The sequence below is a fragment of the Micromonospora sp. NPDC049101 genome, from assembly GCF_040648675.1.
Classification (GTDB): Bacteria; Actinomycetota; Actinomycetes; order Mycobacteriales; family Micromonosporaceae; genus Micromonospora.
On the sequence record NZ_JBEZED010000003.1, the window covers coordinates 22,507 to 44,570 of the forward strand.

General features: G+C 70.5%; 19 protein-coding genes and 1 riboswitch. Of the genes, 1 reads left to right on the plus strand and 18 read right to left on the minus strand.

What is annotated here, in order from left to right:
- Positions 1 to 71: 71 nt before the first annotated feature.
- Both AB0B57_RS04265 and bluB read right to left on the minus strand, forming a co-directional pair.
- Positions 72 to 947, minus strand: coding sequence for an aminoglycoside phosphotransferase family protein (locus tag AB0B57_RS04265; RefSeq protein ID WP_357065005.1), 876 nt, complete (start codon positions 945 to 947; stop codon positions 72 to 74).
- A 766-nt stretch (positions 948 to 1,713) separates the two neighbouring features.
- Positions 1,714 to 2,343 carry a 5,6-dimethylbenzimidazole synthase gene (bluB, locus tag AB0B57_RS04270; protein ID WP_357065007.1) on the minus strand — a complete coding sequence of 210 codons (630 nt, stop codon included), beginning with the start codon at positions 2,341 to 2,343 and terminating at the stop codon, positions 1,714 to 1,716.
- Between the two features lie 29 nt (positions 2,344 to 2,372).
- Positions 2,373 to 2,573: riboswitch (cobalamin riboswitch) on the minus strand.
- A 131-nt stretch (positions 2,574 to 2,704) separates the two neighbouring features.
- Between bluB and AB0B57_RS04275 the strand changes: the two genes are divergently transcribed.
- Complete coding sequence (locus AB0B57_RS04275) at positions 2,705 to 3,742, plus strand: SdrD B-like domain-containing protein (protein ID WP_357065009.1); 1,038 nt, start codon at positions 2,705 to 2,707, stop codon at positions 3,740 to 3,742.
- A 382-nt stretch (positions 3,743 to 4,124) separates the two neighbouring features.
- Here AB0B57_RS04275 and asnB read toward each other — a convergent pair whose 3' ends face one another.
- From asnB to AB0B57_RS04355, 16 genes are all read right to left on the minus strand, one after another.
- Complete coding sequence (gene asnB / locus AB0B57_RS04280) at positions 4,125 to 5,975, minus strand: asparagine synthase (glutamine-hydrolyzing) (RefSeq protein WP_357065011.1); 1,851 nt, start codon at positions 5,973 to 5,975, stop codon at positions 4,125 to 4,127.
- Between the two features lie 53 nt (positions 5,976 to 6,028).
- Positions 6,029 to 6,844, minus strand: coding sequence for a maleylpyruvate isomerase N-terminal domain-containing protein (locus AB0B57_RS04285; protein ID WP_357065012.1), 816 nt, complete (start codon positions 6,842 to 6,844; stop codon positions 6,029 to 6,031).
- 42 nt (positions 6,845 to 6,886) lie between these two features.
- Positions 6,887 to 7,990 (minus strand): alpha-hydroxy acid oxidase, encoded by a 1,104-nt coding sequence (locus tag AB0B57_RS04290; RefSeq protein ID WP_357065014.1) that lies wholly within the window; start codon positions 7,988 to 7,990, stop codon positions 6,887 to 6,889.
- On the minus strand, positions 7,987 to 9,294 hold the full coding sequence (locus AB0B57_RS04295; RefSeq protein WP_357065015.1) for a PLP-dependent aminotransferase family protein: 1,308 nt from the start codon (positions 9,292 to 9,294) through the stop codon (positions 7,987 to 7,989). Before AB0B57_RS04295 ends, AB0B57_RS04290 begins: the two co-directional genes overlap by 4 nt.
- Before the next feature lie 72 nt (positions 9,295 to 9,366).
- Positions 9,367 to 10,431, minus strand: coding sequence for a methyltransferase (locus tag AB0B57_RS04300; RefSeq protein ID WP_357065017.1), 1,065 nt, complete (start codon positions 10,429 to 10,431; stop codon positions 9,367 to 9,369).
- A 43-nt stretch (positions 10,432 to 10,474) separates the two neighbouring features.
- Complete coding sequence (menD, locus tag AB0B57_RS04305; protein WP_357065019.1) at positions 10,475 to 12,136, minus strand: 2-succinyl-5-enolpyruvyl-6-hydroxy-3-cyclohexene-1-carboxylic-acid synthase; 1,662 nt, start codon at positions 12,134 to 12,136, stop codon at positions 10,475 to 10,477.
- Positions 12,137 to 12,156: 20 nt separating this feature from the next.
- A complete protein-coding gene (locus tag AB0B57_RS04310; RefSeq protein ID WP_357065021.1) occupies positions 12,157 to 13,050 on the minus strand; it encodes an alpha/beta hydrolase in 894 nt (297 codons plus the stop codon).
- A gap of 9 nt (positions 13,051 to 13,059) precedes the next feature.
- Positions 13,060 to 13,971, minus strand: coding sequence for a phytanoyl-CoA dioxygenase family protein (locus tag AB0B57_RS04315; RefSeq protein ID WP_357065022.1), 912 nt, complete (start codon positions 13,969 to 13,971; stop codon positions 13,060 to 13,062).
- Positions 13,972 to 14,017: 46 nt separating this feature from the next.
- The gene (gene hppD / locus AB0B57_RS04320) at positions 14,018 to 15,085 is read right to left on the minus strand and encodes a 4-hydroxyphenylpyruvate dioxygenase (RefSeq protein ID WP_357065024.1); all 1,068 of its coding nucleotides are present in this window, start codon (positions 15,083 to 15,085) and stop codon (positions 14,018 to 14,020) included.
- A 37-nt stretch (positions 15,086 to 15,122) separates the two neighbouring features.
- Positions 15,123 to 16,394, minus strand: coding sequence for a beta-ketoacyl-[acyl-carrier-protein] synthase family protein (locus AB0B57_RS04325; RefSeq protein WP_357065026.1), 1,272 nt, complete (start codon positions 16,392 to 16,394; stop codon positions 15,123 to 15,125).
- A complete protein-coding gene (locus AB0B57_RS04330) occupies positions 16,391 to 18,034 on the minus strand; it encodes a class I adenylate-forming enzyme family protein (protein WP_357065028.1) in 1,644 nt (547 codons plus the stop codon). Before AB0B57_RS04330 ends, AB0B57_RS04325 begins: the two co-directional genes overlap by 4 nt.
- Positions 18,024 to 18,641, minus strand: a complete 618-nt coding sequence (locus AB0B57_RS04335) for a beta-ketoacyl synthase chain length factor (RefSeq protein WP_357065029.1) — start codon at positions 18,639 to 18,641, stop codon at positions 18,024 to 18,026. The genes AB0B57_RS04330 and AB0B57_RS04335 overlap by 11 nt, the downstream gene beginning before the upstream one ends.
- Positions 18,638 to 19,798, minus strand: a complete 1,161-nt coding sequence (locus tag AB0B57_RS04340) for a beta-ketoacyl synthase N-terminal-like domain-containing protein (RefSeq protein ID WP_357065031.1) — start codon at positions 19,796 to 19,798, stop codon at positions 18,638 to 18,640. The genes AB0B57_RS04335 and AB0B57_RS04340 overlap by 4 nt, the downstream gene beginning before the upstream one ends.
- Positions 19,795 to 20,040 (minus strand): acyl carrier protein, encoded by a 246-nt coding sequence (locus AB0B57_RS04345; protein WP_357065033.1) that lies wholly within the window; start codon positions 20,038 to 20,040, stop codon positions 19,795 to 19,797. The genes AB0B57_RS04340 and AB0B57_RS04345 overlap by 4 nt, the downstream gene beginning before the upstream one ends.
- A complete protein-coding gene (locus AB0B57_RS04350) occupies positions 20,037 to 20,288 on the minus strand; it encodes an acyl carrier protein (protein ID WP_357065035.1) in 252 nt (83 codons plus the stop codon). Before AB0B57_RS04350 ends, AB0B57_RS04345 begins: the two co-directional genes overlap by 4 nt.
- A gap of 96 nt (positions 20,289 to 20,384) precedes the next feature.
- Positions 20,385 to 21,806, minus strand: a complete 1,422-nt coding sequence (locus tag AB0B57_RS04355) for a class I adenylate-forming enzyme family protein (protein ID WP_357065037.1) — start codon at positions 21,804 to 21,806, stop codon at positions 20,385 to 20,387.
- Positions 21,807 to 22,064: the final 258 nt, after the last annotated feature.

A 22,064-nucleotide genomic window follows, 5' to 3' on the forward strand; every position in this document is an offset into this window, starting at 1 on the left:
CCTCCGGCGCAGGGAGTCAGCAGGGATCAACCGCGTGAGAAAGCCCGACACGCTGGATCCGGACCTGGCCATCAATACTCACCTCGCCCGAATGCAAGCAGTTCCGCGATGCGTTCCGGGGTATTGGAGCGCGACGCCCCGAGTGGAGCGAGCGCCCGACACCAGGCGTCCAGCCGGTCGGGATCGAGATCGGCAGCCCGCGCCAACTCGTCACGCCGAAACACCATTGCGGACCGATCCCAACCCTCAAGCACATAATCGGCGGCGTCAAAGCAGCGTTCGCCGACACAGGCAATCGGACTACGAGCCACCAGACCCCTGGTGTCGGACGCGAGAACATTGCCGAGGTGCAGATCGCCGTGCAACAGCACCCGTTCCGCTGGTGCGGAAAAGAGCTCCGCCGTGATCCGGCGCGATTCCGTCACGTCCAGGCCGCCCCGCTCGGTCCAGCCGTACATCAGCTCAAGCCAGTCGGCGGCCTTCCGGGGCGCGCTCTCCGGATCGCCGGCCGAGTGCAGCTCGTTGAGGAACAACGCGTAGTCGGTGGGGGACGGTGCCTCCGGAAGCTGTTCCACCGGAATGCCCGGTTTGATGGCCTCCAACAGCACCGCTCCCTTGGCAGCGGCGAGGACTGCCGGAACCCGTCCGCTCGGGGCGAACTGCCGCAGCATCGCCACCTCCTCGGCGAGGGCGTACGAGTCCGGCGCGAGCTTCAACACCGCGTCGCCCAAGGGGCCGGTGCAGGCCAGCACCACCGAGGAGACGCCCGAGGAGAAGTCGGCGCCGATTTCGGAACCGAGCTCGGCGCCGATTTCGAGGTCCCACTCGCGGGCCAGGGTCGCCAACTGCTCCGGCAGCGAACTCAACCAGCGATGGTTCACCTTTCCCGAGCGCGCGTAGTCGGCGATCGACTGGAACCGCGCAGTTATCTCTTCCAGATCCAGCAAGGGTGGTCACCTTCCGTGAGTCGCTTTCCGTTGTCGCGCCATTCAGGTGCACCTCGGTACCGTCAGTCCGACGGAGAATGCCGAGGATTGTGGACATGCGAAACTCTCGCCCCAGGGCTCACGAGAGTGAGTCAGCGCAGGGTGTACCGTCCGTGCCGGCAATTAGACCGCAAGCCGGCATGGCGGCGCGATAAAGACACGAAGAGTTGTTGCTGGACCGGTTCCTCCTGCGACCGTCTCTTGATTAAGTGAGGTGGAGACGGGTGGGAGCGGCTTCGTCACAAATGGTTACCAATTCGGCGATCTCCCGAACTCCCCCCGCATTGCAACAGCCTCTCATGATGATCTATAGATGTCTAGCCTCGTTGTATTGATCTGATTACCCGCTGCTATGTACTTCGTCGTCATTGCGGCATTTTCGCGGCGATCGTGCTGATCGCAGTGGGTAAGGGGTGCCGTAGGGATCGATGGCGGCGAAGGTCCGGATAAGACGGCAGTCGACCCTGATTTCATCTCCGTCAGTGCAAAGTGAGGCATTCGGATCCGCCGGCACTGCGGCGGCCGGTTCTTCCGTCAGACCCACAGTTGAAGCGCGCCGCCGTCGCCGTGCTGGCCCTGGCCGTAGCAGTGCTGGCATTTCCTGACCCGCCGCCCCGCGGACGGGCTCACCGACCAGGCCGTCGACCGTTGCTCGCTCCGGAGGCTTCCTGGGCACGAACGGCTGTTCGGCCAGCGGGGGCCCTGGATCGGCGTCGGCAGAACTCGGTCACTCCATCGTCCAACGATTGTGGTGGATCACCGACGACACCGGGGTTCGCTGGCGCCAGCCGTGCCGCTCCAGGTCCGGCGTCTGCTCCAGATGGGTGACCGGGCCGAGGCAGAGCCACGCCACCGGGCGCACGGTGGCCGGGATGCCGAGCAGGTCGCGCAGGAACGGCTCCCGGTAGAACGAGACCCAACCAACCCCGAGTTGCTCTGCGGTCGCGGCCAGCCACAGGTTCTGGATTGCCAGACAGACCGAGTAGAGGCCGGCGTCGGCGATCGCGTGACGGCCGAGCACCGCCGGTCCACCCCGCTGCGGGTCGTATGTGACCACGACCGACAACGTCGCCTCGCGTACGCCATCGATCTTGATCCGGGTGAAGCGTTCCTTCGCCGCACCGTCGAGAGTGGCCGCGAAGGTGTCCCGTTCCCGCTGTACGTGCTGGTGGAACTCCTGCCGCAGCTCGGGATCGCGGACCAGGATGAAGTCCCAGGGCTGGGAGAGGCCGACGCTCGGTGCGGCGTGCGCCGCCGTGAGGATCCGGTTCAACGTCTCGTCCGGGATCGGCGCCCCGGTGAACTGGGCACGTACGTCCCGGCGGCGGTGGATGGTCTCGTAGAGTCCGGTGTTCATGGCAGGCTCCCGCTGCGCTCGTGCCCCTGACGGGGTCGATGACGCGAGGCCGGTCTTCGGACTCCCGGATCTACGCTGGTCACCCGCCTTCCCAACCCCGCAGGGTCAGTGGCTGCGTCTGGTACGCGTGGGTGGCAGCTCCCCGGTCACCGCGGCGGGCCCGTGCCGGACTCACACCGGCTTCCCGATTCTCCCCACTGGCGCGGGGCACCTCGCAACGTTTGTGCCACCGTGCACCATAGCGGCCCCGACGAGCCCGGGGCCTGTCTCGCCAAAGGTGTTCCGGCGGTCCTGGGACAGCGGAGCGACTCGCCCAGCCGTTAGCATCGCGCTGATTCCCGCCCCCATTACGGAGACCTCCATGCGCAAACTTGCCGCCGCCGCCCTCGTGGGCGTGCTCGTGGCCGTTCTTCCGGCAGCGGCCGCCCTGGCCGCCGAGCCCAAGCCGGATATCGCGGTGACCTCCGCCGCCGACAAGGCCAACTACGCCGAGGGCGAGACCTTCACCATCACGGTCACGGTGAAGAACAAGAGCTCTGTCGACGCCAGGCACGTGCACTACACCGGCGGCGACAGCGAGGGCGTCGACGGTGTCGCCTACGGTGAGCTGTCGACCGGCTTCGACCTCGCCGCCGGCGCCACCAAGACCGTTCAGATCACCGGCAAGACCAACCACGTGGCGTGGCAGTCCGGCTACGGGTTCGTTGCCTTCTCGCTTGCCGCCGACAACGGCGAGGCCAACGACGCCGACAACATCACCAGCGTGCGGCTGCTGGTGGCGGGCGTCTTCGACGATCTCGGCGGCTACGTCTTCCAGGGTGAGTCCTATGACGCCGAGTGGACGCCCCGGACGCCTGGCGTCCCGGGTGTCAAGGTCGTCGCCACCAGTGCCGACGGCAAGACGACGTACGCCGAGGCCAGCACGGACGCCAAGGGCCTGTTCCGTTTCGCCCGCCTCCCCGCCGGCGACGTCCTGCTGACCTTCACCGCCCCGGCGGGCTGGAAGATCCTGGCCGGCGAGAACGGCGCGGACGACCACACTCTGGCGCAGGTCAGGGCCGACGACAGCGACGAGCCGCGCGTCTTCGTGGCGGCGAAGAAGGTCGCCGTGAGCTCGCCGAGCGCGACGCCGACGCCGACTTCGACGCCGACGCCGACGCCGACGCCCACTTCGACGGCGACGCCGACCTCGACGATGACGCCGACCTCGACGCCGACTTCGACGACGACGCCGACTTCGATGACGCCGTCACCGTCGGCGTCGTCGAGCACCGGCCCGGGCCTGCCGGTCACCGGCGACAACACCATGCTGTTCGTCGGCGCTGCTGCGGTCGCCGTCGCGGTCGGCATCGCGCTGGTGCTTGTCGCACGACGCCGCCGAGTACGCCTGCAGGCCTGATCGACCGAGATCGCCCCAGCGGCCGAACACGGCCGCTGTAGCGTCCCCCGCTACGTCGAGCAAGGCGAAGGACGCCGAGGCTCCAGCACCTCGCTGGAGCCTCGGCACCGCGACTCCGGCCGTACTCACGGCGCGATCCGCGCGACTGCCGCTGAACTGTTGGACCCTGGTTGAGCTCATGGTGTGTCGCGATCACGCCGCAGGGCCTCGCCCACGAGCTTTCCCCCAGCACCGATATATCCGTCTGGGTCAAGCCAGTTCTTCCCCGTCGGTCAGTTTGAGGGCCGGTCTCCGGCAACCGGGTCGCAGGCGCGTCCAGCTGCGGATCACCACCACCCGCATGATCATCTCCATTCGGGCTAGCAGAGTGGGGGAGCGCCGGTCAGTTCAGCTCCAGACGTACCGGATAGCGACTCAACCACTCGTTGAGCCCCAGCAGCATCTCCACACTGCGCCGGGCCGCCGCCAGGGCGCCGCCCTCGAGCTTGGCACCGGCGAGTGCGCGGGCGCGGTTGTCGTCGAGCAGTGCCCGCACCGGCGCGCCGGGGTCGGTCAGCACAGCCCTGGTCCGGTCGGCCAGCATGCGCTCGTAGGCCGGGTCCTGAGTGCTCGGGTAGGGGCTCTTGCGCCGGGCCACCACCGAGGCGGGCAGCACGTCGGCGGTGGCGGCGCGGAGCAGGCTCTTCTCCCGCCCGTCGAAGGACTTGAGGCTCCACGGGACGTTGTAGACGTACTCGACGAGCCGGTGGTCGCAGAACGGCACCCGCACCTCGAGGCCGTGGGCCATGCTCATCCGGTCCTTGCGGTCGAGAAGTACCTGCAGGAAGCGGGTGAGGTTGAGGTAGAACATCTCGCGCATCCGGTACTCCTCCGGCGACTCGCCGGGCAGGTGGTCGACCTCGGTCAGCGCCTGCCGGTACGCCGCGTCCTGGTAGCCCGGCAGGTCGAGCTTCAGATCGGGCGCGAACAGGCTCGGCGGTTGGGGGTCACCCGGGGCGCCACGGATCGCGGCCATCCAGGGGAACGTGTCCGCACGGATCACGGCCGGATCGTGGAACCAGGCGTAACCGCCGAAGACCTCGTCCGCGGACTCGCCGGACAACGCCACTGTCGACCGCTCCCGGACGGCGCGGAAGAGCAGGTAGAGCGAGGTGTACATGTCGCCGAGCGCGGGGGGCACGTCGGCCGCGGTGAGCACTCCGGCGCGGTAGAGAGGGTCCATGAGGGCGGGCGAGTCCAGCACGATGTCGGTGTGGTCGGAGCCGACGTGCTGCGCGACCTCGTGCACGAACGGCGCGTCGGGCGTCAGATGCATCCCGGTTTGCTGGAAGTGCTCGGTCTGCCCGGCGAAGTCGACCGCGAACGAGCGCACCGGCCCGGCACCCTGCGCCGCGAGGGCGCGGGCGGCCAGTGCGGTGATCACCGACGAGTCGAGGCCACCGGAGAGCAGTACGCCCAGCGGCACGTCGGCGATGAGCTGCCGCTGAACGATGTCGTCGAGCAGCTCGCGCACGGTCCGTACGGTGGTGTCCCGATCGTCGGTGTGCTCCCGGGGGGTGAGGGACCAGTAGCGGCGGGCGCGCAGCCCGGACCGGTCCACCCGGACGATCTCGCCGGGGCGCACTTCGCGCAGGTCCCGGTAGATGCCGTGTCCGGGCGTCTTGGTGAAGGCGAGCAACTCGCGCAGCCCGTCGGTGTCGACGACGGCCGGCACCTGCGGGTGGGCGAGCACACCCTTGGGCTCGGAGGCGAAGACCACGCCGTCCGGCATCGGCCGGTAATAGAGCGGCTTGATGCCCATGCGGTCACGGACCAGCAGCAGCGCCTGCTCGCGCGGGTCCCAGAGGCCGAAGGCGTACATGCCGTTGAGGTGCCCGGCGAAATTTTCGCCCCACTCCAGGTAGGCGTGCAGGACCACTTCGGTGTCGCTCTCGGTGCGGAACTCGTGGCCCAGCCCGCGCAACTGGGTGCGCAACTCGCGATAGTTGTAGACCTCACCGCTGTAGGTGATCACGGCGATGGCGGCGCCGTCGTGCTCGACGGTCATCGGCTGCGCCCCGGTCGACAGGTCGATGACGGCGAGCCGGCGGTGCCCGAGGCCGACATGCTCGTCGAGCCACACGCCCTCGGCGTCCGGCCCGCGCAGGCTCATCGTCGCCGTCATCGCCCGCAGCACCGCGCCCTCGCGGCGCAGGTCACGGGCAAAGTCCACCCATCCGACAATTCCACACACAGTATGCCTCCCGTTGATTGATCAATCGTGGTGATGGTTACCGGTGCGAGCGCTCATGGCCTGGTGACCACAGTGCCGAAGGTGGTGGCGAGCCAGGGCTTGCGACCGCCGGCCAGCAGCTTGCCGCGGGCGATCTGGCCCCACTGGCCGGTGCGACCGAAGCCGACCTTGAGGAACGCGACGGGGTCTGCGGAGACCCAGCAGTCCGGCCTGGTCTGCGCGGCCGACCTGCCGCTCACCGCGGTCCCGTGGTCGATCTCCACCAGATAGCGCGGGCCGCCACGCAACCTGATCTCGATGCTCGCGCGGACGTTCGCGGCGCGTTTCCGGTTCAGGTATCGCGGCATCATCGTCAGTACGCCGTCGAGCACCAGCAACGCCTCCGACCGGTCGATGCGCCACGGCTGTCCGCTCGCCCGCGCGATGTCCAGCCCGTGCACGACCAGTTCGCCGAGCAGCGCCGAACTCATCGTCGACCAGCCCAGCGCGAGGCCGTTGCTGACGATCAGCGGTTGCGCCGGCGGCTGCACGGCCAGGAATCCCGTCACCGCCGGCAGCAGCCGATCCGCCAGCGAGGCGAGGTCACGATCGGGATCGGTACGCAACTGCGCCGCGTTCGCCTCGGCGTTGCGCCGCGACGGGTGGTCGCCCGCGGCGGGGTTGTTCCGCCCCTGCGCGTACGCGGTGTAGTCGACGAACTCGTTCACCAGGTGCGCCGCGGTCTCGCCGGCGGTCCAGCTCAGCCCGGGAACCATGGCGTCCGGAGACTTGGCGGCCCGGATCACCGCTGCCGCGCGAACGGCGGCACTGCGGATCGCGTCGGACAGTGCCGCTCGTCCGACCTCGGGCAGAGCGTTGATCTCCGGCATGAGTCATCCCATCGTTTCGTCGAGCGGACACCGATCGTCTGATCATCTGAGGGCCGCGCTCAGTTCCCGGACCGCGGCGACGTCCGCGCAACCCGCGAGCCGCATCGCGGCGTGCAGCTCGGCCGCCAGCAGCCCCAGCAGCCCGGTCACGCCCGCCTGGCCACCGGCCGCCAGTGCCCAGATCACCGGCCGGCCGATCAGCACACCGTCCGCGCCGAGCGCCAGCGCCCGCAGGATGTCGGTTCCGCCACGGATACCGCTGTCCAGGTAGACCTGACAGCCCGCCGGAACCGCCTCGACGGCGGCCGGAAGCATGGTGACGCTGGCCGGCGCCCCGTCCAGTTGCCGGCCACCGTGGTTGGAGATCACCACCCCGGTGGCGCCCGCCTCGGCCGCCCGGCGGGCGTCGTCCGGGTCGAGGATTCCCTTGACCACGATCGGCAGCGAGGTCCGCGACCGCAGCAGATCGAGGTGTTCCCAGCCCAGACCCGGGTGGAACTCGGCGGCCGTGTGGGTGGCCAGCGCGGAGCCGGCGCCGTTGCCCCGGTGGGCCACGCTCTGCGCGCCGGACCGGACGTTCGCCGACCGCACACCAGCGGGCAGCGTGAACAGGTTGCGCACGTCACGCAGCCGGCGCCCCATGATCGGTACGTCGACGGTGACCACCAGCACCCGGCAGCCGGCCGCCTCGGCCCGCTCCACCAGCCCGAACGTCTCCCGGTCGTCCTTGAGCCAGTAGAGCTGGAACCAGTGCTCACCGCCGGCCCCGGCCACCTCCTCGACGCTCACGCTGCTCAGCGTGCTGCTGATGAAGGGCACCCCGGCTGACGCGGCGGCCCGGGCGGTCGCCACCTCACCGTCGGGGTGGTAGAGCTGCTGGTAGGCCATCGGTGCCACAGCCAGCGGCACGGCGGCAGGCGTCCCGGCGAGCGTGGTGGACGGATCGGCCCGCTGCGCGCCGCGCAGCACCCGGGGCAGCACGGTGACGCGGTCCAGGGCCTGCCGATTGGCCGCCAGGGTGGTCTCCGACCCGCTGCCGCCCGCCACGAAGTCGCGTACCGCGTCCGGGAGCATCGCCTCGGCAAGCGCCCGGTAGTCGTCGACGGTGTCCAGGCGCAGCGGCTCCGGCGCGGCCGGGTGGGTCATCGGTCGGCCTCCCGGCGTGCGCGCCCGGCCTCGGCGACGACGAAGTCGGCCAGCCGGCGTACGCCCTCGACGACCTCTTCCTCGGACAGATAGCTGATCGAGAGCCGCAGCGTGTCCGCACCCCCGCCGTCGAGGTAGAAGTACCGCAACGGCGTCCAGACGACGCCGAACTCGTCGGCCGAGCGGGCCAGCGCGGCCTCGTCGGCCGCGAACGGCACCCGCATGGTCAGGAAGAAGCCGCCGGCCGGGCTGTTCCAGCTGACACCCAGCGCGGCCCGCCGCTCAGCCGGCAGCCGCCGGTCCAACTCGCGCAGGGTGGCGTCCATCGCGGCGGCGTAGTGGTCGGCCGCCTTGGCGTTGCGTTCGGACAACCGGCCGTCCGCCGCCAGCAGCGCACCGGCCACCACGGCCTGACTCAACGGCGACGTGTTGACCGTCGTCATGCTCTTGAGCTTGACGAGCTGGTCGGCGAGCAGGCCGCCCGCACCGCTGTCGACCGGCTGGTCGGCGATCACGTAGCCGACCCGGGCGCCGGGGAACACCGTCTTGGCGTAGGAACCCAGGTGCACCACCACCCCGGCGCGGTCCATGGCCTTCAGCGTGGGAACCCGGTCGCCGGGGCTGACCATCCGGTACGGGCTGTCTTCGAGAATCAGCACCCCGTGTCGCTCGGCCACGGCCAGCAGCTCGGCCCGCTCCCGCTCGCCGACCGTACGCCCGGAGGGGTTGGAGTGGTCGGGCACCAGGTAGAACGCCGTCGGCCGGCGTCCGGCGGCCTGTTCCCGGCGGATCGCCTCCGCGACCACCGCGGCGGAGAAGCCGCTCGCCGGCTCCTCGACCTCGACGACCGGGATGTCCAGCAGGCTCGCCGCCCCGGTGATTCCCATGTAGCAGGGGCTGGAGACCAGCAGCACGTCCCGCGGCCCGGCGAACAACGCCCGCAGCACCAGGAGCATCCCCTCCTGTGCGCCCACCGTGATCACGATCGACCGGGCCGGGACGTCGATCCCCTCGTCGGTGCGCAGTGCGGCGGCGACGATGTCGCGGATCTGCCCGGCGGTGTTGCCGTACTGGCACATCGTGGTGCGGATCTGCTCGGGCGAACAGCCGTCCTGCTCCAGGTGAGCCAGGTAGCGACGCAGGTAGGTGAAGATGTCCTCGGTGTCGAAGAAGTCCTCGTACGGCCTGCCGGGGGCGAAGGAGATCGCTTCGGGATAGCGCATGGTGATCTCGTTCAGGAACGTCATCGTGTCGAGCACCGGGTCGGCGAGACTCCGGTGCAAGTCGGCCTTCCGTAGGGACATGCGGTCTCCTCTCGACCGTGCCGGCGTCGGCGCGCCGGCACCGCGCGTTCAGGACGGCGACTGCTGCGGGTCTCACACCGCGACGGCCTCGATCGCGCTCTCGGCCCGCGGATCGTGCCGGGACGCCGGGTGTACGGCCACCACATCGAAGCCGCCGCGGCCGATCAGCTCCCGGTACTCGCCGTCGGTCCGGTTGCGCCCCTCCACCATGGCCAGCATGAGCAGATCGAAGATCTTGGCCTGGCTCGGTCCGGGGCCGTCCGGGACCACCTTCTCCAGCACCACCAGGCGCGCTCCGGGTCGCATCGCCGCGCGTACGGTCCGCAGGATGGCGAGGGCCTTGTCGTCGCTCCAGTTGTGCAGGCAGCGCGCCAGCAGGTAGAGATCGCCATCGCCGGGCACCCGGTCGAAGAAGCTGCCTTCCACAAGTGTCACCCGGTCCGCGACACCGGCCTCGGCGAAGCGGGTGCTCGCCTGCCGGATCGCCTCCGGCAGCTCGAGCAGGATGCCGCGGGTCTCCGGCCGGCCGGTGAGGAGGGCGGCGAGCAGCGCGCCGTCGCCGCCACCGACATCGACCATGGTGCGGGCCCCGCCGACGTCACACCGCGACAGGGCGGCGGGTACCGTCCGATGGCTGCCCAGGGCGGCGTGGAACGTACGCGCGACCTCGGGATGAGTGGCGAGGTAGGAGTACATGGGCTGCCCGTACGCCTGGTCGAAGGCCGGGGTGCCGGTCCGGACCGCGTGCGGCAGCTCGGCGAAGGAGCGGAACACCTCCTCGCCCAGCATGATGGCGCTGGCCCGGGCCGATTCGGGCACGTCGCTCCGTAGCAGCGAGCCAGCGCCGGTGAGCTCGAACGTTTCGCGTCCCCGCTGGGTGAAGAGGCCGACGGAAGCCAGTGCCCGCAGCAGGCGCAGTAGCGCGTCCGGATCGGCGCCGCACCGCGCGGCCAGGTTCGGCGCGGTCTCCGGACCGTCCGCCAGCAGGTCGGCGATGCCGAGCTTCGCGACCGTGTAGCAGGCCTGGCCCAGCCACGCCCCGGAGAGCAGGCGCTGTACCAGCGCGGCGTCACTCAGTCGTACCCGTGGCGGGGCCGCGGCCACGGTGTGGTCCGGTTGAGCGTGGAAAGTCGACATCATTTCCCCCAGCGGGCAGACGTGGAGTGAGTGGGAGCTCCGCTCACAGGGCCGCTCCGACGGCGGACGTGACGGCCACCGTGAGGCGCCGGTGCAGCGAGGCGTTGTCCCGGCGATCGGTGACCACCTCGATCAGGCGGGGACCGGGCTGGTCGAGCACCGCGAGCAGATCGGCCGTGTCGGCGGCCCGCGTGTACGGCCAGCCAGACGCGGCCGCCACCTGTTCGAAGGAGACGCCGTGCGGCGTACCGAAGAGCACCTCGAAGTCGTCGATCGGCCGCCGCATCGGGAGCAGCGAGAAGATGCCGCCGCCGTTGTTGTTGACCACGACGATGGTGAGGTCCGGCCGCGGTGAGCCGAGGCCGGTGACCAGTCCGTTCTGGTCGTGCAGCAGCGACAGGTCGCCGAGCAGCGCGTAGGCCCGGCCGCCGCCCTGCGCCTGGTGCGCCAGCGCGGCACCGATCGCACTGGACACCGCTCCGTCGATGCCGCTGAGTCCCCGGTTGGCGAGGATCCGGACGGCCTGACGCGGTCGCATGGTCTGTTCCAGATCGCGAATCGGCATGCTGGAGCCGGCGAAGAGCAGCGACCCGTCCGGGATCGCCGCCACCAGGTCGCGGGCGATGCGCGGCTCGCTGAGATCGGTACGGTCCAGCATCACGTCGAGCGCGGCACCGGCGGCCTTGTCGGCGTCCTGCCACCGGCGCAACCAATCCGGATCCTGGTCGCGCAGCCTCGGCGTACCGAGCCGGGACAGCACCTCGGTGGCGCCGCGGGTGGGGTCGGCCCAGTCAGCGGACGGATCGACGACGAGATGGTCGCGGGCCTGACCGAGGTAGTCGAGAACCGCGAGGTGGACGCCGGGCCGCCCCATGGTGATCACCACCTCCGGTTCGGCCCCCTCCCGGAACTTCCGATGGCTGAGCAGGTCGCCGTACGTCCGGATGGCGTTGGCACCGTAGCGCGCACCGCTCTGCGGCTCGGCGAGCAACGGCCACCCGGCCTGCTCGGCGAAGGTGACAGCGGCGTGCGGATCGCTCGCGCCGTCGCCGACGACGATCACCCCGCGGGCGGGCACGTCCAGCGTGCGCGGTGGCTCCGGAGCATGCCGGACCCGGGTCCAGGGTTCCCCCGGTGGGCGCGCCGACGCCAGGAGGGCCGCCTCGTCCGGCAGCGGGGCCGGTGCGTCGTACGGCTCGTGCAGGCCGATGTTGAGATGCACCGGCCCGGAGACGCAGTTGCCGAGGGCCCGGGACACCGCGGATCGCCAGTACCGCACCGTGGCCGTGGTGGGTGGCTCGGTGTGCAGTTCGGTGTAGTGGGGCGTCGCCGTCCCGTACAGCCGCACCTGGTCGGTCGCCTGGTTGGCTCCCGTGCCGCGCAGCGCGGGCAGCCGATCGGTGGTGATGACGACCAGCGGCACGCGACTGTGCCGGGCCTCCAGCACGGCGGGATGCAGGTTGGCTGCCGCCGTCCCCGACGTGCACACCACGGCGGCGGGGCGGCCGCTCGCCCGGGCGAGCCCCAGCGCGAGGAAGGCCGCGGACCGTTCGTCGATGCGTACGTGCAGCCGCACGCCCGGGCACTGGTGGACGGCGTGCGCGAGCACTCCGGAGTGCAGGCCGGGCGAGGCGACCACGTCGGTGACCCCGCACCGCGCCAGTTCGTCGGCGACGGTGCTGGCCAGGGGATCCGAGAAGTGCACGATGTCCTTTCCGGAGACGATCAGTCGTCGGCTTCGGGAGCCAGAGCCAGCGACGCGGCGCTCGGCGCCTCGTCCACGAACTCGACCACCGCCTGCACCACCTCACGGGCGATGAGAATGCGCTGGTGGCCCAGCCGGTCGGTGACGAGCAGCCGGGCCGGGCCGGCGTAGTCGGCGATGAGCCGGTTCGCGTGATCCATGCCGACCGTGGTGTCGGAACCGTCGTGGATCACGAGCATCGGGACGGCGGCCTCGGCGCGCGCGCCGGGCGACTGCTGCCCGCCGCCCTGCCCGGCCGAGAAGACCTCCTGCTGGACGCGCCGGTGCAGGCGGCGCACGACCCGTTCGTTCACCCCCAGCCGCCGGTGGAACTCGTCGACCAGGAACCCGAGGTCCGCGACACCGCTGATGGCCACGAGTCTCCGGGTCCGCACGCCGTTGCGTACGGCGAGCAGGGCGCACGGCACGCCGTACGAATGGGCGACGATCGCCTCGAAGGTGCCGAAGCACCGCTGCACCTCGTCGATGACGCGGCCGTACTCCGCCACGGTGGTGGCCTCGCCGCCCGAGTGGCCGTGGCCGGGGGCGTCGAAACTCACTGGGCTGTACCCGTGGGCGAGCAGCCGGGGAACGAAGGAAGCGAACCGTGACGCCCGCGAGCGCCACCCGTGCAGCAGCAGCACCGGCTTCCCGCCGTCACCCCAGCGGTACGTGACGACCCGCTTCCCCCTGACCACCACGACGTCCCGGATGGCCGACGCGTGCACCTCCTTTTCGGTGACCCGCAGGTTCGCCCGCTTCCAGGTCTTGCAGAAGGTGACGTACGCGCCGTGGCCGGCGAGCGCCGGCGCTATCCAGGACGCGATGTTGAGGCCCGTCCGGACGGACGAGGCGGTCAGTAGTCTCCTGGCCATCGTGGACGGCTATCCGCGCCAGATCGTCGGGCAGTACTCCGGATCGGAGTAGTCGGGAGTGCCGTCCGTCTGGCGACGTACCAGCACGTCGTGGTTGTAGCTGACCTGGGACCCGTCCGACAGCTTGAACTTCCGGTACGCGTTGTCCCCGTCCTGCAGGTGCAGGGAGATAGCCCGGCGCGGACGGTCGCTGACGTTGGCCCCGCTGCCGTGGTAGGTGCGGCAGTGGTGGAAGCTGACATGCCCCTTCGGGATGATCATCGGGACCTTGCGGACCTCGGTGCCGTTCGCCTCGGCGTTCTCCCGCAGCATCTCCTCGAGCTGCGTCCGGTCGCGGTCGGCGAAGTGCCGGGACGTCTCGTCGTTCCCACCGATCTCCTGCCACCGGTGGCTGCCGTCCACCATGGTGATGGTGCCCATCTCCTCGTCACAGTCGTGGAAGGGGAGGAACGCGGTGAGCATGCGCTCGGACGTGGACGTCGCCCAGTAGTGCCTGTCGAAGTGCCACGGAACGATGTTCGTCTCCTCCGCGGGCCGGGCCGGCTTGTAGATCAGGGTGGACTGGAAGATGCGAATCGCGTCGGCCTGTGCCAGTCGCGCCGCGATGGCACCGATGAGCGGCTTGCGCAGGATCTCGCCGATGGCGGCCGACTCGTAGTGGATGTAGTCGTTGTGGCGCTGGACGGCGCCGGCGGATGGTTCCCAGTAGGCCAGCCTCGCCGGGCGTACCGGCAGGACCCGGTCGCGGTGACCGGCGTAGAACTGTTCGCTGGCCGTCACCAGGAGGTCGACCTCGGCGTCGCTGAAGATCCGAGGGGAGAGGAACCAGCCGTGCTCGAGGTAGAACTGCACGTCGGAGTCGGACGGCAGCAGTTCGCGCTCCTCGTCGGTCAGCGCGAACGAGTCAACTTGCGAGGTCATCGGGATCCCTTTCTGCGAAAGCGCCGGGTCGTGTCGTCGCCGGGGGTCACGCGCTCACCTCGGTGTCCTGGGCGACGGCCTCGTACAGCGCCTTGATGTTGTTGCTGCCGAACGAGCGGGCGCCGTGCCGGTCGACGAGCTCGGTGAAGTAGGTGCCACGGACGTGCACGGGCTTGGTGAAGATCTGGAACAGCTCGCCCCAGTGGTCCCGGTCGACCAGGACGTTGGTGGCCCGCAGCCGCTCGACGGGGACGTCGGTCCGGCCGAGGCGCTCCTCGATGGAGTGGTAGTAGCTGGCCGGCGTGCTCAGGAACTGGACGCCGCGGACGTCCAGGTCGCTCACCGCGGCCACGATGTCGCCGGTCAGCAACGCCAGATGCTGCACGCCCGCGCCCTGGTGCTGCTCCAGGAACCGGTCGATCTGGCCCGCCCGGTAGCCGGGCGCCGGCTCGATCAGGGTGAACGTCACGGTCCCCGCGTCGTTCTGTACGACTTTGGAGTCCATGGCCTGGGCGCCGACCTCGATGAACTCCTCGAAGATCTGGCGGAAGCCGAACACGTCACGGTAGTACTGGACGGTCCGCCCGAGGTCTCCGGTGGGAAGGCACACCGCCGCGTGGTCGACCAGGGAGAAATGCTGCTCACGGGGCTCCGGCTCGGACGTGAGGATGTCCATGACCCCCGGAAGGAAGGCGTGTTCCGAGCCGTGCCGCTCGACGAGGCGGTGCTGGACGTCGCCGAAGCCGCCGACGGTCGCGGTCACCACCCGTGCCTCGTCGTCGACGGCCGTGGACAACGGCTCGACGGCTCTCGCCCCGCGGGCGACGGCCTCCTCGAATGCTTCGCCGGCATCCGGCGTCGCGAAGGCGATGTTCGCCACGCCGTCGCCGTGCTTGGCGACGTAGCGAGCCGCCGGGTGGGCGGGCGTCAGGCCCGAGGTGAGCAGGAACCGCGCGTCGCCCTGCCGCAGCAGCAGCGATCGCTGGTCCGCGAGGCCGGTCTCCGGCCCGGCCTGGCCGCACAGTTGGAATCCGAAGGCGGTGCACCAGTAGAAGGCCGATTGCTGGGCATCACCGACATAGAACTCGATGTGGTCGATGTCGTTGATCTGCATTGCTGGCTCCTCTTCAGGATGTCGGGTTTGGCGCGGGTCAGCCGCCGATCACCGCAGTACGGTGACGGCGCGTGCTGGCCTCACCCATGAGCAGGCTCACGTTGTGGCCGCCGAAGGCGAAGGAGTTCGATATCGCGTTGCGCACCCGGCCGGTGCGCGGCTGCTTCCGTACGTGGTCCGCCTCGCACTCGGGGTCGACCTCGTCCAGGTTGTACGTCGGCGGCAGCACCCCCCGGGACACCGCCAGCGCCGTGATCGCGGCCTCCACCGCACCTGATCCGCCGAGCAGGTGACCGGTCACCGACTTGGTGCTGCTGAGCGCCGGCGGTACCGCGCCGAAGACCGTGCGCAGCGCCTTCACCTCGGCCACGTCACCCAGCTTGGTGCTGGTTCCGTGCGCGTTGACGTAGTCGACCTCGCCGGGTGGGAGGTCGGCGCGACGCAGGGCCGCCGCCATCGCCTTGGCCGCGTAGGTGCCGTCCGGAAGGGGCGTCGTCGGCCGGTGCGCGTCGGTCGTGACACCCCAGCCCAGCAGGTCGGCGTACCCGGCCCCGCCCCGGGCATCCACGTCGCTGGCTCGCTCGACCACCAGGATGCCCGCACCCTCGGCGAGCACGAAACCATTGCGGCGTACGTCGAAGGGACGGCTCGCGGCGGTGGGATCCGTCCACCGCGTCGCCAGCGCGCGGGCGTGCCGGAAGCTCAGCGAGCCGGTCGGGTTCAGTGGCGCCTCGGACGCTCCGCAGATCACCATGTCGGCGTCTCCGTGTGCGATCAGGCGGAACGCCTCCACTATCGCGTGGGCGCCGGCCGAGCACGCCGTCGACATGGCGGAGCTGAAGCCGTGCGCTCCGTACCGGATGGCGATGCGGGCCGCCGCCATGTTCCCCAGGAAGCCCGGCAGCATGTACGGGCTCACCGCGGTACGGCCGCGGGCGGCGTACGCGTGGCTCTGCTCCTCGAAGATGTCCAGGCCGCCCGCACCGCTGCTGACGACCACGGCCACCCGGTCGGGATCCACGTCGGTGCCGACGGTCAGCCCGGCGTCGGCCATCGCGTCCGCGGCGGCGGCGAGAGCCATCAGCACGAACCGGTCGACGAGCCGGCCCTCGGCGGGGGGTAGCACCTCGGACGCGTTGATCTCCGGCGCGAAGCCGGCGTAGTCGATGGCCGGGGCGAGCCGATGGTCGGCGGGCACCTGCCGGATGCCGGACTTGCCGGCGCAGACGGCATCCCACACCGTGTCGACGGCACGCCCCACCGGGGTGAACAGACCGATGCCGGTGATGACGGGACGGGCGCTCGTCACCGCACCACCGCCGCGGCCGCGCCGAGCAGTTCCCCGCTCACGAGCCGGTCGCGCAGCAACGCCTTGCGCACCTTGCCGGTGGCCCCGAACGGCAGCACGCCGTCGTCGGCCGTCAGTACGCCGGCCACGGTCGCCGCCACCGCGGGTTCGAGCGCCGCGGTCACCTTGGCCACCAGGTCGGGATCCGGCGCGCCGCCGTCACGCAGCGTCAGCAGAATCACCGTTCGGACCTCGCCGGGCTCGCCCACGGCCACCACCGTGCACTCGAGCACCTCCGGGCAGGAGGCCAGGATGCGCTCCTCGGCGAGGGCGGTGTACACCCAGTTCCCGTCGCCGATGTCGGCCGCGTCGACAAGCCGGTCGACGTGGAAGAAGTAGCCCTCCTCGTTCCGGAAGACCAGGTCACCGGTGAGGAAGTAGCCGTTGCGACGGGTCCGGTAGGTCAGCTCCGAGTCGTTCCAGTAGCCGAGCGAGAGGGTGGGCGCCTTGATGCCGAGCTGACCGACCTGCCCGACCGGTAGCTCGCGGGCGTCGTCGTCGTACACCACGGCGTCCGTGTAGACGTGCGGCCGGCCGATGCAACGCCGGTACTTGTCGGTGTCCGGGGTGTGCGTGATGAAGAACTGCGAATGACCCATCTCCGAGGAGCCGAGCCCGTCGATGAAGACCGAACCAGGCTTCTGGGTCACGCCCTCGCTCGTCATCACGTAGCGTCGGCCGGCGCCGACGAGGTGACGGATGTGCGGCTCGTGCGCGCAGTCCCCGGTGTTCCACCAGGCCTGCACCGAGCTGAGGTCCCGGGTGGCGAGGTCGACGCCGGCCAGATCCGACCACGTCGTCGAGAAGCCGAGCACGCTGATCGGGCGCCACTTCTCGATCACGTCGAGGACGTACGCGCCGTTCTGCCGGGAACACAACGCCAGCTCCACGTGATTGCACAGCGCCACGCTGAGCGCGATCACCATGGCCGCGTGCCCGGGCGGCAGGATCACCAGCATCCGGTCCAGCGCCGCCGCCTTCGGCAGGGTCAGGCGGTGCCGGACGGCCGCGAAGAGGCTGTGGTGCGAGTGGGCCACCGCCTTGGGCAGACCGGTGGTCCCGGACGAGTGGGTGATGACGACCGGATCGTCGGGGTGGTGCTGGAACGGCGGTGGCGCCAGCCGCGGGTCACCGGCGCCGAGCGTCGCGACATCGACCATCGACTGGTTGGCGATCCCCTCGTCGCGCAGTGCTTGCCGGTGCCCCGCGTCGGTGATGACCACGGGGGAGGCCAGCCGCTTCCGGATGTACTCGGCGGCGAGACCACTGCCGAGGTTGCCGTTGATCAGGGCCGGAACGGCGCCGATCCGGGCCAGCGCGAGGAAGGTCAGCGCCTGGTCGGCCGCGGCGCGGACGTAGACCGCCACCGGATCCCGCGGCCGGATGCCCAGCCGGTGCAGCTCGGCGGCTCGGGCGGTGACCCGATGCTCCAGCTCGTTCAGCGACATCGGCTGCCAGGACGGGTGGTCGTCCACCGGGGTGTCGAAGGTCAGCGCCGGGTCGTCCAGCCCTTCACCACGCGCGATCAGCGTGGTCAGCAGGTTTCCGGTGCCCAGCGCCGGATCCGCGGCGAGCTCGGCCCGCATTCTCTTAACGTCCATGTCTCGGCTCCCTGGAAGATGTCGTGGGGGCGTTCGTCAGCACGGCCGGACGCCTCGCGAGCAGCACGCCGGCACCCTGGTCGGACTCGTGTTCCGGGCCGGCCTGGTCCACGAGGAGTAACAGGACCCGGTCCGCCTCGCCATCGTCGAGCAGCAGCTCCGCCGTCCTGACCGCATCGGCCACCGGGTCCGCGGCCGGGCTGGTGCAGACGACCGGCCCGTCCAGCCCCCAGTGGGCCGCGACCCAGCCGGCCACCGAGTTCGGCACCGACTGGAAGAAGAGCAGCGGAGACACCCGCCCGCCGGTGTCGACGGCCCGCGCGACGGCGGCGGCCGTCGCGACGTCGCCCCGGGGACTCACCAACATCACCGCCGTCCGCGGGGTCTCCGCCGGCGGCAGTGGCTTCTCGGTGTGGTGCCCCGCGAGGCAGCGCCGGGCGAGCTCCGCCACCAGCCCGATGAAGGAGGATCCGATGAAGCCGGGCGGCGGGGTGGGCGACCCGTGATCCCGTTCGGCCGGCCAGTGCCCGGAGCCGAGCACCGCCAGCGTGGTCATGGCCGGGATGTCGCGAGCCGCGTGCGCCGCGGTCCAGGTCTGCCGGCTCATGCCGCCTCGACCAGGAGCGCGGTGTTCGCGCCACCGAACGCGAAGTTGACTGTCAACGCCGAGGTGACCTCGCGGGAGCGGGGCTGGTCCACCAGACCGCCCGGGCACCCGTCCGCCGGCGTCAGCAGGCCGGCGTTGACGGGCAGCCGGCCCTGCCGGATCGTCTCGGTCGTCACGACCAGTTCGACCAGGGCACTGGCTTCCAGCGTGTGGCCGTGGACGGACTTGGAGGAGCTGACCGGCACCACGTCCGCGTGGACACCCAGCGCCCGGCGCAGGCCGACGCTCTCGGCACGGTCGCTGGCCGGCGTACCGGTGCCGTGGGCGTTGACGTAGCCGAGGTCCGCCGGGGTCCGGCCGGCCCGCTGCAGCGCCGTGGTGATGGCCCGGGCCTGTCCGGCGCCGTCGGGGCGGGGCTGGGTCACGTGGTACGCGTCGCCGGACCTGCCCCAGCCGGTGAGCCGGGCCAGCACCTGCGCGCCGCGCCGGGCGGCGGCCGCCTCCGACTCGAGCAGGACGGCCACCGCCGCGTCGCCGAGGAGCATCCCGCCGCGCCCGGCGTCGAACGGCCGCTGCCGGCCGTCCAGCGCGAGGGCCCGGCCCGCGTCGAAGAGCGCGAAGCGGTTCGGGTCGACGAGGTACCCCGCCGCGACAAGCACCCGCTCGGCGCGTCCCGTGCCGATCATGACGGCGGCGTCGATCACCGCCGTACTCGCCGCGACGCAGGCGGTGGTGTACGCGCGTGTCGCCTCGGCCAGCCCGCAGCGGCGCGCCAGCTCGGCGGCGGTCGCCCCGGCGCCACGCGCCGCCCGGGCCGTCCCCGGCGGCCAGGCGACCGCCGGATCGGTGCTCATCGCCAGCAACAACGGGACCTCCGCGCGTGCGTCGGCCGCCAGCCCGGCGGCCTCGCACGCGTTCTGCGTCACGGTGGCCAGTTCGTCGAAGAGGGAGCCGGCGTCCTTCCGCTCGGCGGCGTGCCCGGCGCGGCGGCCGTCCGTGGCGAACCGGCTCACCGACGAGAACGCCGGCTCCCCGGCGAAGGCAGCCGACGCCAGCGGTGGGACGCCCCGGCCGCAGGCGGTCATGACGTCCAGACCGGTGATCGACACCGGACGGCACCGGGGCGGCGCGACCGCTTCCGCCTTCCCTGAGGTCATCTCGATGATCCGTCCAGCGACTGTCGGAGGAGACGGGCAGCGTCGTCCACAGTGGACATTTGGAGCAACGTTTCGTCGGGCAGATCGAGCTCGACCCCGTACCGTTGCTCGACCTGATGGATCAGCCAGGCCAACTCGAGCGAGTCGATGGCGTCGGCGTCCTCCTCGTCGGCCGTGCGCTGGTGATATTCGGCGAGGATCTCAATGACGCCTTGCCGGTCCAGAGACGCGGCAGCGGTCATTTCTGCCCCATGCGCGCGGTGATCTCATCCGCTAGGTCACCCACGGTCATCATGGCCAGTCGCTCGGCCTCGTCCTCGTCGAACCGCACGCCGTAGGCGTCCTCCACCTGAATGGAGATCTCGGCGACCGCCAGGGATTCCAATTCCAGACCGTTGGCACCCAACGCCGTTTCCCGGGTCACCGATGAGATGTCATAGTTCATGTTCTTGAGCGCGTCGACAAGAAACGCGAATACGTCGGCAGACATACGGATTCCCTTCGATTGGCATGGCGCGACCGCTTGATTCGGCGTGCCATTCTGGTGAACTTTCGGCTACCTCGGAACGTGCGCTGCCCAAGCTCGTCAGCGGACCGCGGCGTCCCGTGCCACGCTGCGTAATGCGGCTGGATCCCGGACAATTTTGCCGGTGGCGGTGCGGGGAAGATCGCCCAGAACACGCAGCGAACGTGGCCGCTTGTAAGCGGCCAGACGCTCGCCGAGGTCCGCCTGGATCTCCTCGGCCGTCCGGCCGCCGGCGACTGTCACGTAGGCCATGATGATCTTGTCGTACAGCACGATCGCGCTGGTGACCCCGGGCAGGCCGGCCAGCACGGCCTCCACCTCGGCCAGATCGACCTTCAGGCCACCGATGGAGACCTGCGAGTCCAGTCGGCCGTTGATGGTGAGCAGGCCGGTCGCCGCGTCGAACGTGCCAGCGTCCCGAGTGCGCAGCCAGCCGTCCACCCACCGGGACGGGTCGACCGGGCCGACGTACGGCGACGTCTCGGTGCGCACCAGCACCTGCCCCGCCACGACACTCACCTCCATGCCGGGCGCCGGCGAAACGGCGGGGGTGTGCCGTCCGGACAGATCGGTGGCGATCACCCCGACCTCTGTCATCCCGTACATGTTGCCGAGAAGCGTTGCCGGGTAGCGCTCCCGGAACGCGTCCCGGAGGCCGCCGCGGACCAGCTCACCAGCGGTGATCATCCGGTGGAACCGGGGCGTCGCGCCGGGGTTCTGGACGCTGGCCAGCATCTCGGCGTGGAACGGGACGCCGATCACCGTGGTCGGCAGGTCCTCGGCGGTGATCGCGGCCAGCACGGCATCGGCCTTGACCCGCGCCGGGATCACCAGACGGACCCGGGCGGCGAGCGCGTACAGCAGCCCACCGACCAGGCCCAGGACATGGACGATGGAACCGAGCAGCACGACCCGCTCCCCGGGGCGGGGGAAGTCGTCGAGCCGCGCGTATCGCCGCACCTCGGCGACGAGGCTCGCCGCCGTCCGCCCGATGATCTTCGATGGCCCGGTCGAGCCGGAGCTGAGCTGGTAGAGCACGTGCGGCGTGGCAGCCGGCAGCCCGCCGGGCTGCGCGACGACGTCGGACTCCACCTCGTAGAAACCGCGGAACACCCCGGCCACCGGCGTCGTCGGCCGCACGAGGAACTGTGGGGTGAGCCGGGACAGCGCCTGGGAGATCTCGGCAGCGGCCAGGCGGTGATCGAGGAGCGTGACCTGGGCACCGGCTCGCCAGGCAGCCAGCATCGTCGTGATACCGGTTAGCGAAGGTGGCAGGCAGAGCGCCACCGTCCCGCCGGCGCGAAGCCCGGCGGCGTGCAGGTGGGTCTGGCGTTCCGTCACCAGGTTGCGCAGGGTTGCCCGGGTGATCGGCTGGTCGAGGACCAGGCAGCACTCGTCGTCGGGTCCGGCCAGGAGGACGTTGTCCACCCATGGGCCGTCCGGCGGGACCGGCCCGTCGGCTAAGAGTGAAACGCTATTCATATATTCCCCGTAATGTGATGACCTGCATAGATGCAACGGGCTTCGCCGCCTCGCACTCGATCGCAGCAGCATCGAGCGGCGCACCCACATTCGGCCGCACAAGATCACATAGGTCAATCTGAATCGACTGTAGCAGCGGCCGTCTGCGGGAGTCAACGGTGGACACCCACTTGTCAAGTTCTGGACGGGCGATCCATCAATTAGGAGAGTCGCGTTATAAGCGGGCCTTCGGGAAGCGGGGCACCCGTGTAGCATCCG

Bases quoted from the DNA above. Each gene is read 5' to 3' on its own strand.
- bluB (WP_357065007.1), bottom strand. From the start codon at position 2,343: ATGAACACCGGACTCTACGAGACCATCCACCGCCGCCGGGACGTACGT.
- AB0B57_RS04275 (WP_357065009.1), top strand. From the start codon at position 2,705: ATGCGCAAACTTGCCGCCGCCGCCCTCGTGGGCGTGCTCGTGGCCGTT.
- AB0B57_RS04285 (WP_357065012.1), bottom strand. From the start codon at position 6,844: ATGCCGGAGATCAACGCTCTGCCCGAGGTCGGACGAGCGGCACTGTCC.
- AB0B57_RS04290 (WP_357065014.1), bottom strand. From the start codon at position 7,990: ATGACCCACCCGGCCGCGCCGGAGCCGCTGCGCCTGGACACCGTCGAC.
- AB0B57_RS04295 (WP_357065015.1), bottom strand. From the start codon at position 9,294: ATGTCCCTACGGAAGGCCGACTTGCACCGGAGTCTCGCCGACCCGGTG.
- AB0B57_RS04300 (WP_357065017.1), bottom strand. From the start codon at position 10,431: ATGTCGACTTTCCACGCTCAACCGGACCACACCGTGGCCGCGGCCCCG.
- AB0B57_RS04310 (WP_357065021.1), bottom strand. From the start codon at position 13,050: ATGGCCAGGAGACTACTGACCGCCTCGTCCGTCCGGACGGGCCTCAAC.
- AB0B57_RS04315 (WP_357065022.1), bottom strand. From the start codon at position 13,971: ATGACCTCGCAAGTTGACTCGTTCGCGCTGACCGACGAGGAGCGCGAA.
- hppD (WP_357065024.1), bottom strand. From the start codon at position 15,085: ATGCAGATCAACGACATCGACCACATCGAGTTCTATGTCGGTGATGCC.
- AB0B57_RS04330 (WP_357065028.1), bottom strand. From the start codon at position 18,034: ATGGACGTTAAGAGAATGCGGGCCGAGCTCGCCGCGGATCCGGCGCTG.
- AB0B57_RS04335 (WP_357065029.1), bottom strand. From the start codon at position 18,641: ATGAGCCGGCAGACCTGGACCGCGGCGCACGCGGCTCGCGACATCCCG.
- AB0B57_RS04340 (WP_357065031.1), bottom strand. From the start codon at position 19,798: ATGACCTCAGGGAAGGCGGAAGCGGTCGCGCCGCCCCGGTGCCGTCCG.
- AB0B57_RS04345 (WP_357065033.1), bottom strand. From the start codon at position 20,040: ATGACCGCTGCCGCGTCTCTGGACCGGCAAGGCGTCATTGAGATCCTC.
- AB0B57_RS04350 (WP_357065035.1), bottom strand. From the start codon at position 20,288: ATGTCTGCCGACGTATTCGCGTTTCTTGTCGACGCGCTCAAGAACATG.
- AB0B57_RS04355 (WP_357065037.1), bottom strand. From the start codon at position 21,806: ATGAATAGCGTTTCACTCTTAGCCGACGGGCCGGTCCCGCCGGACGGC.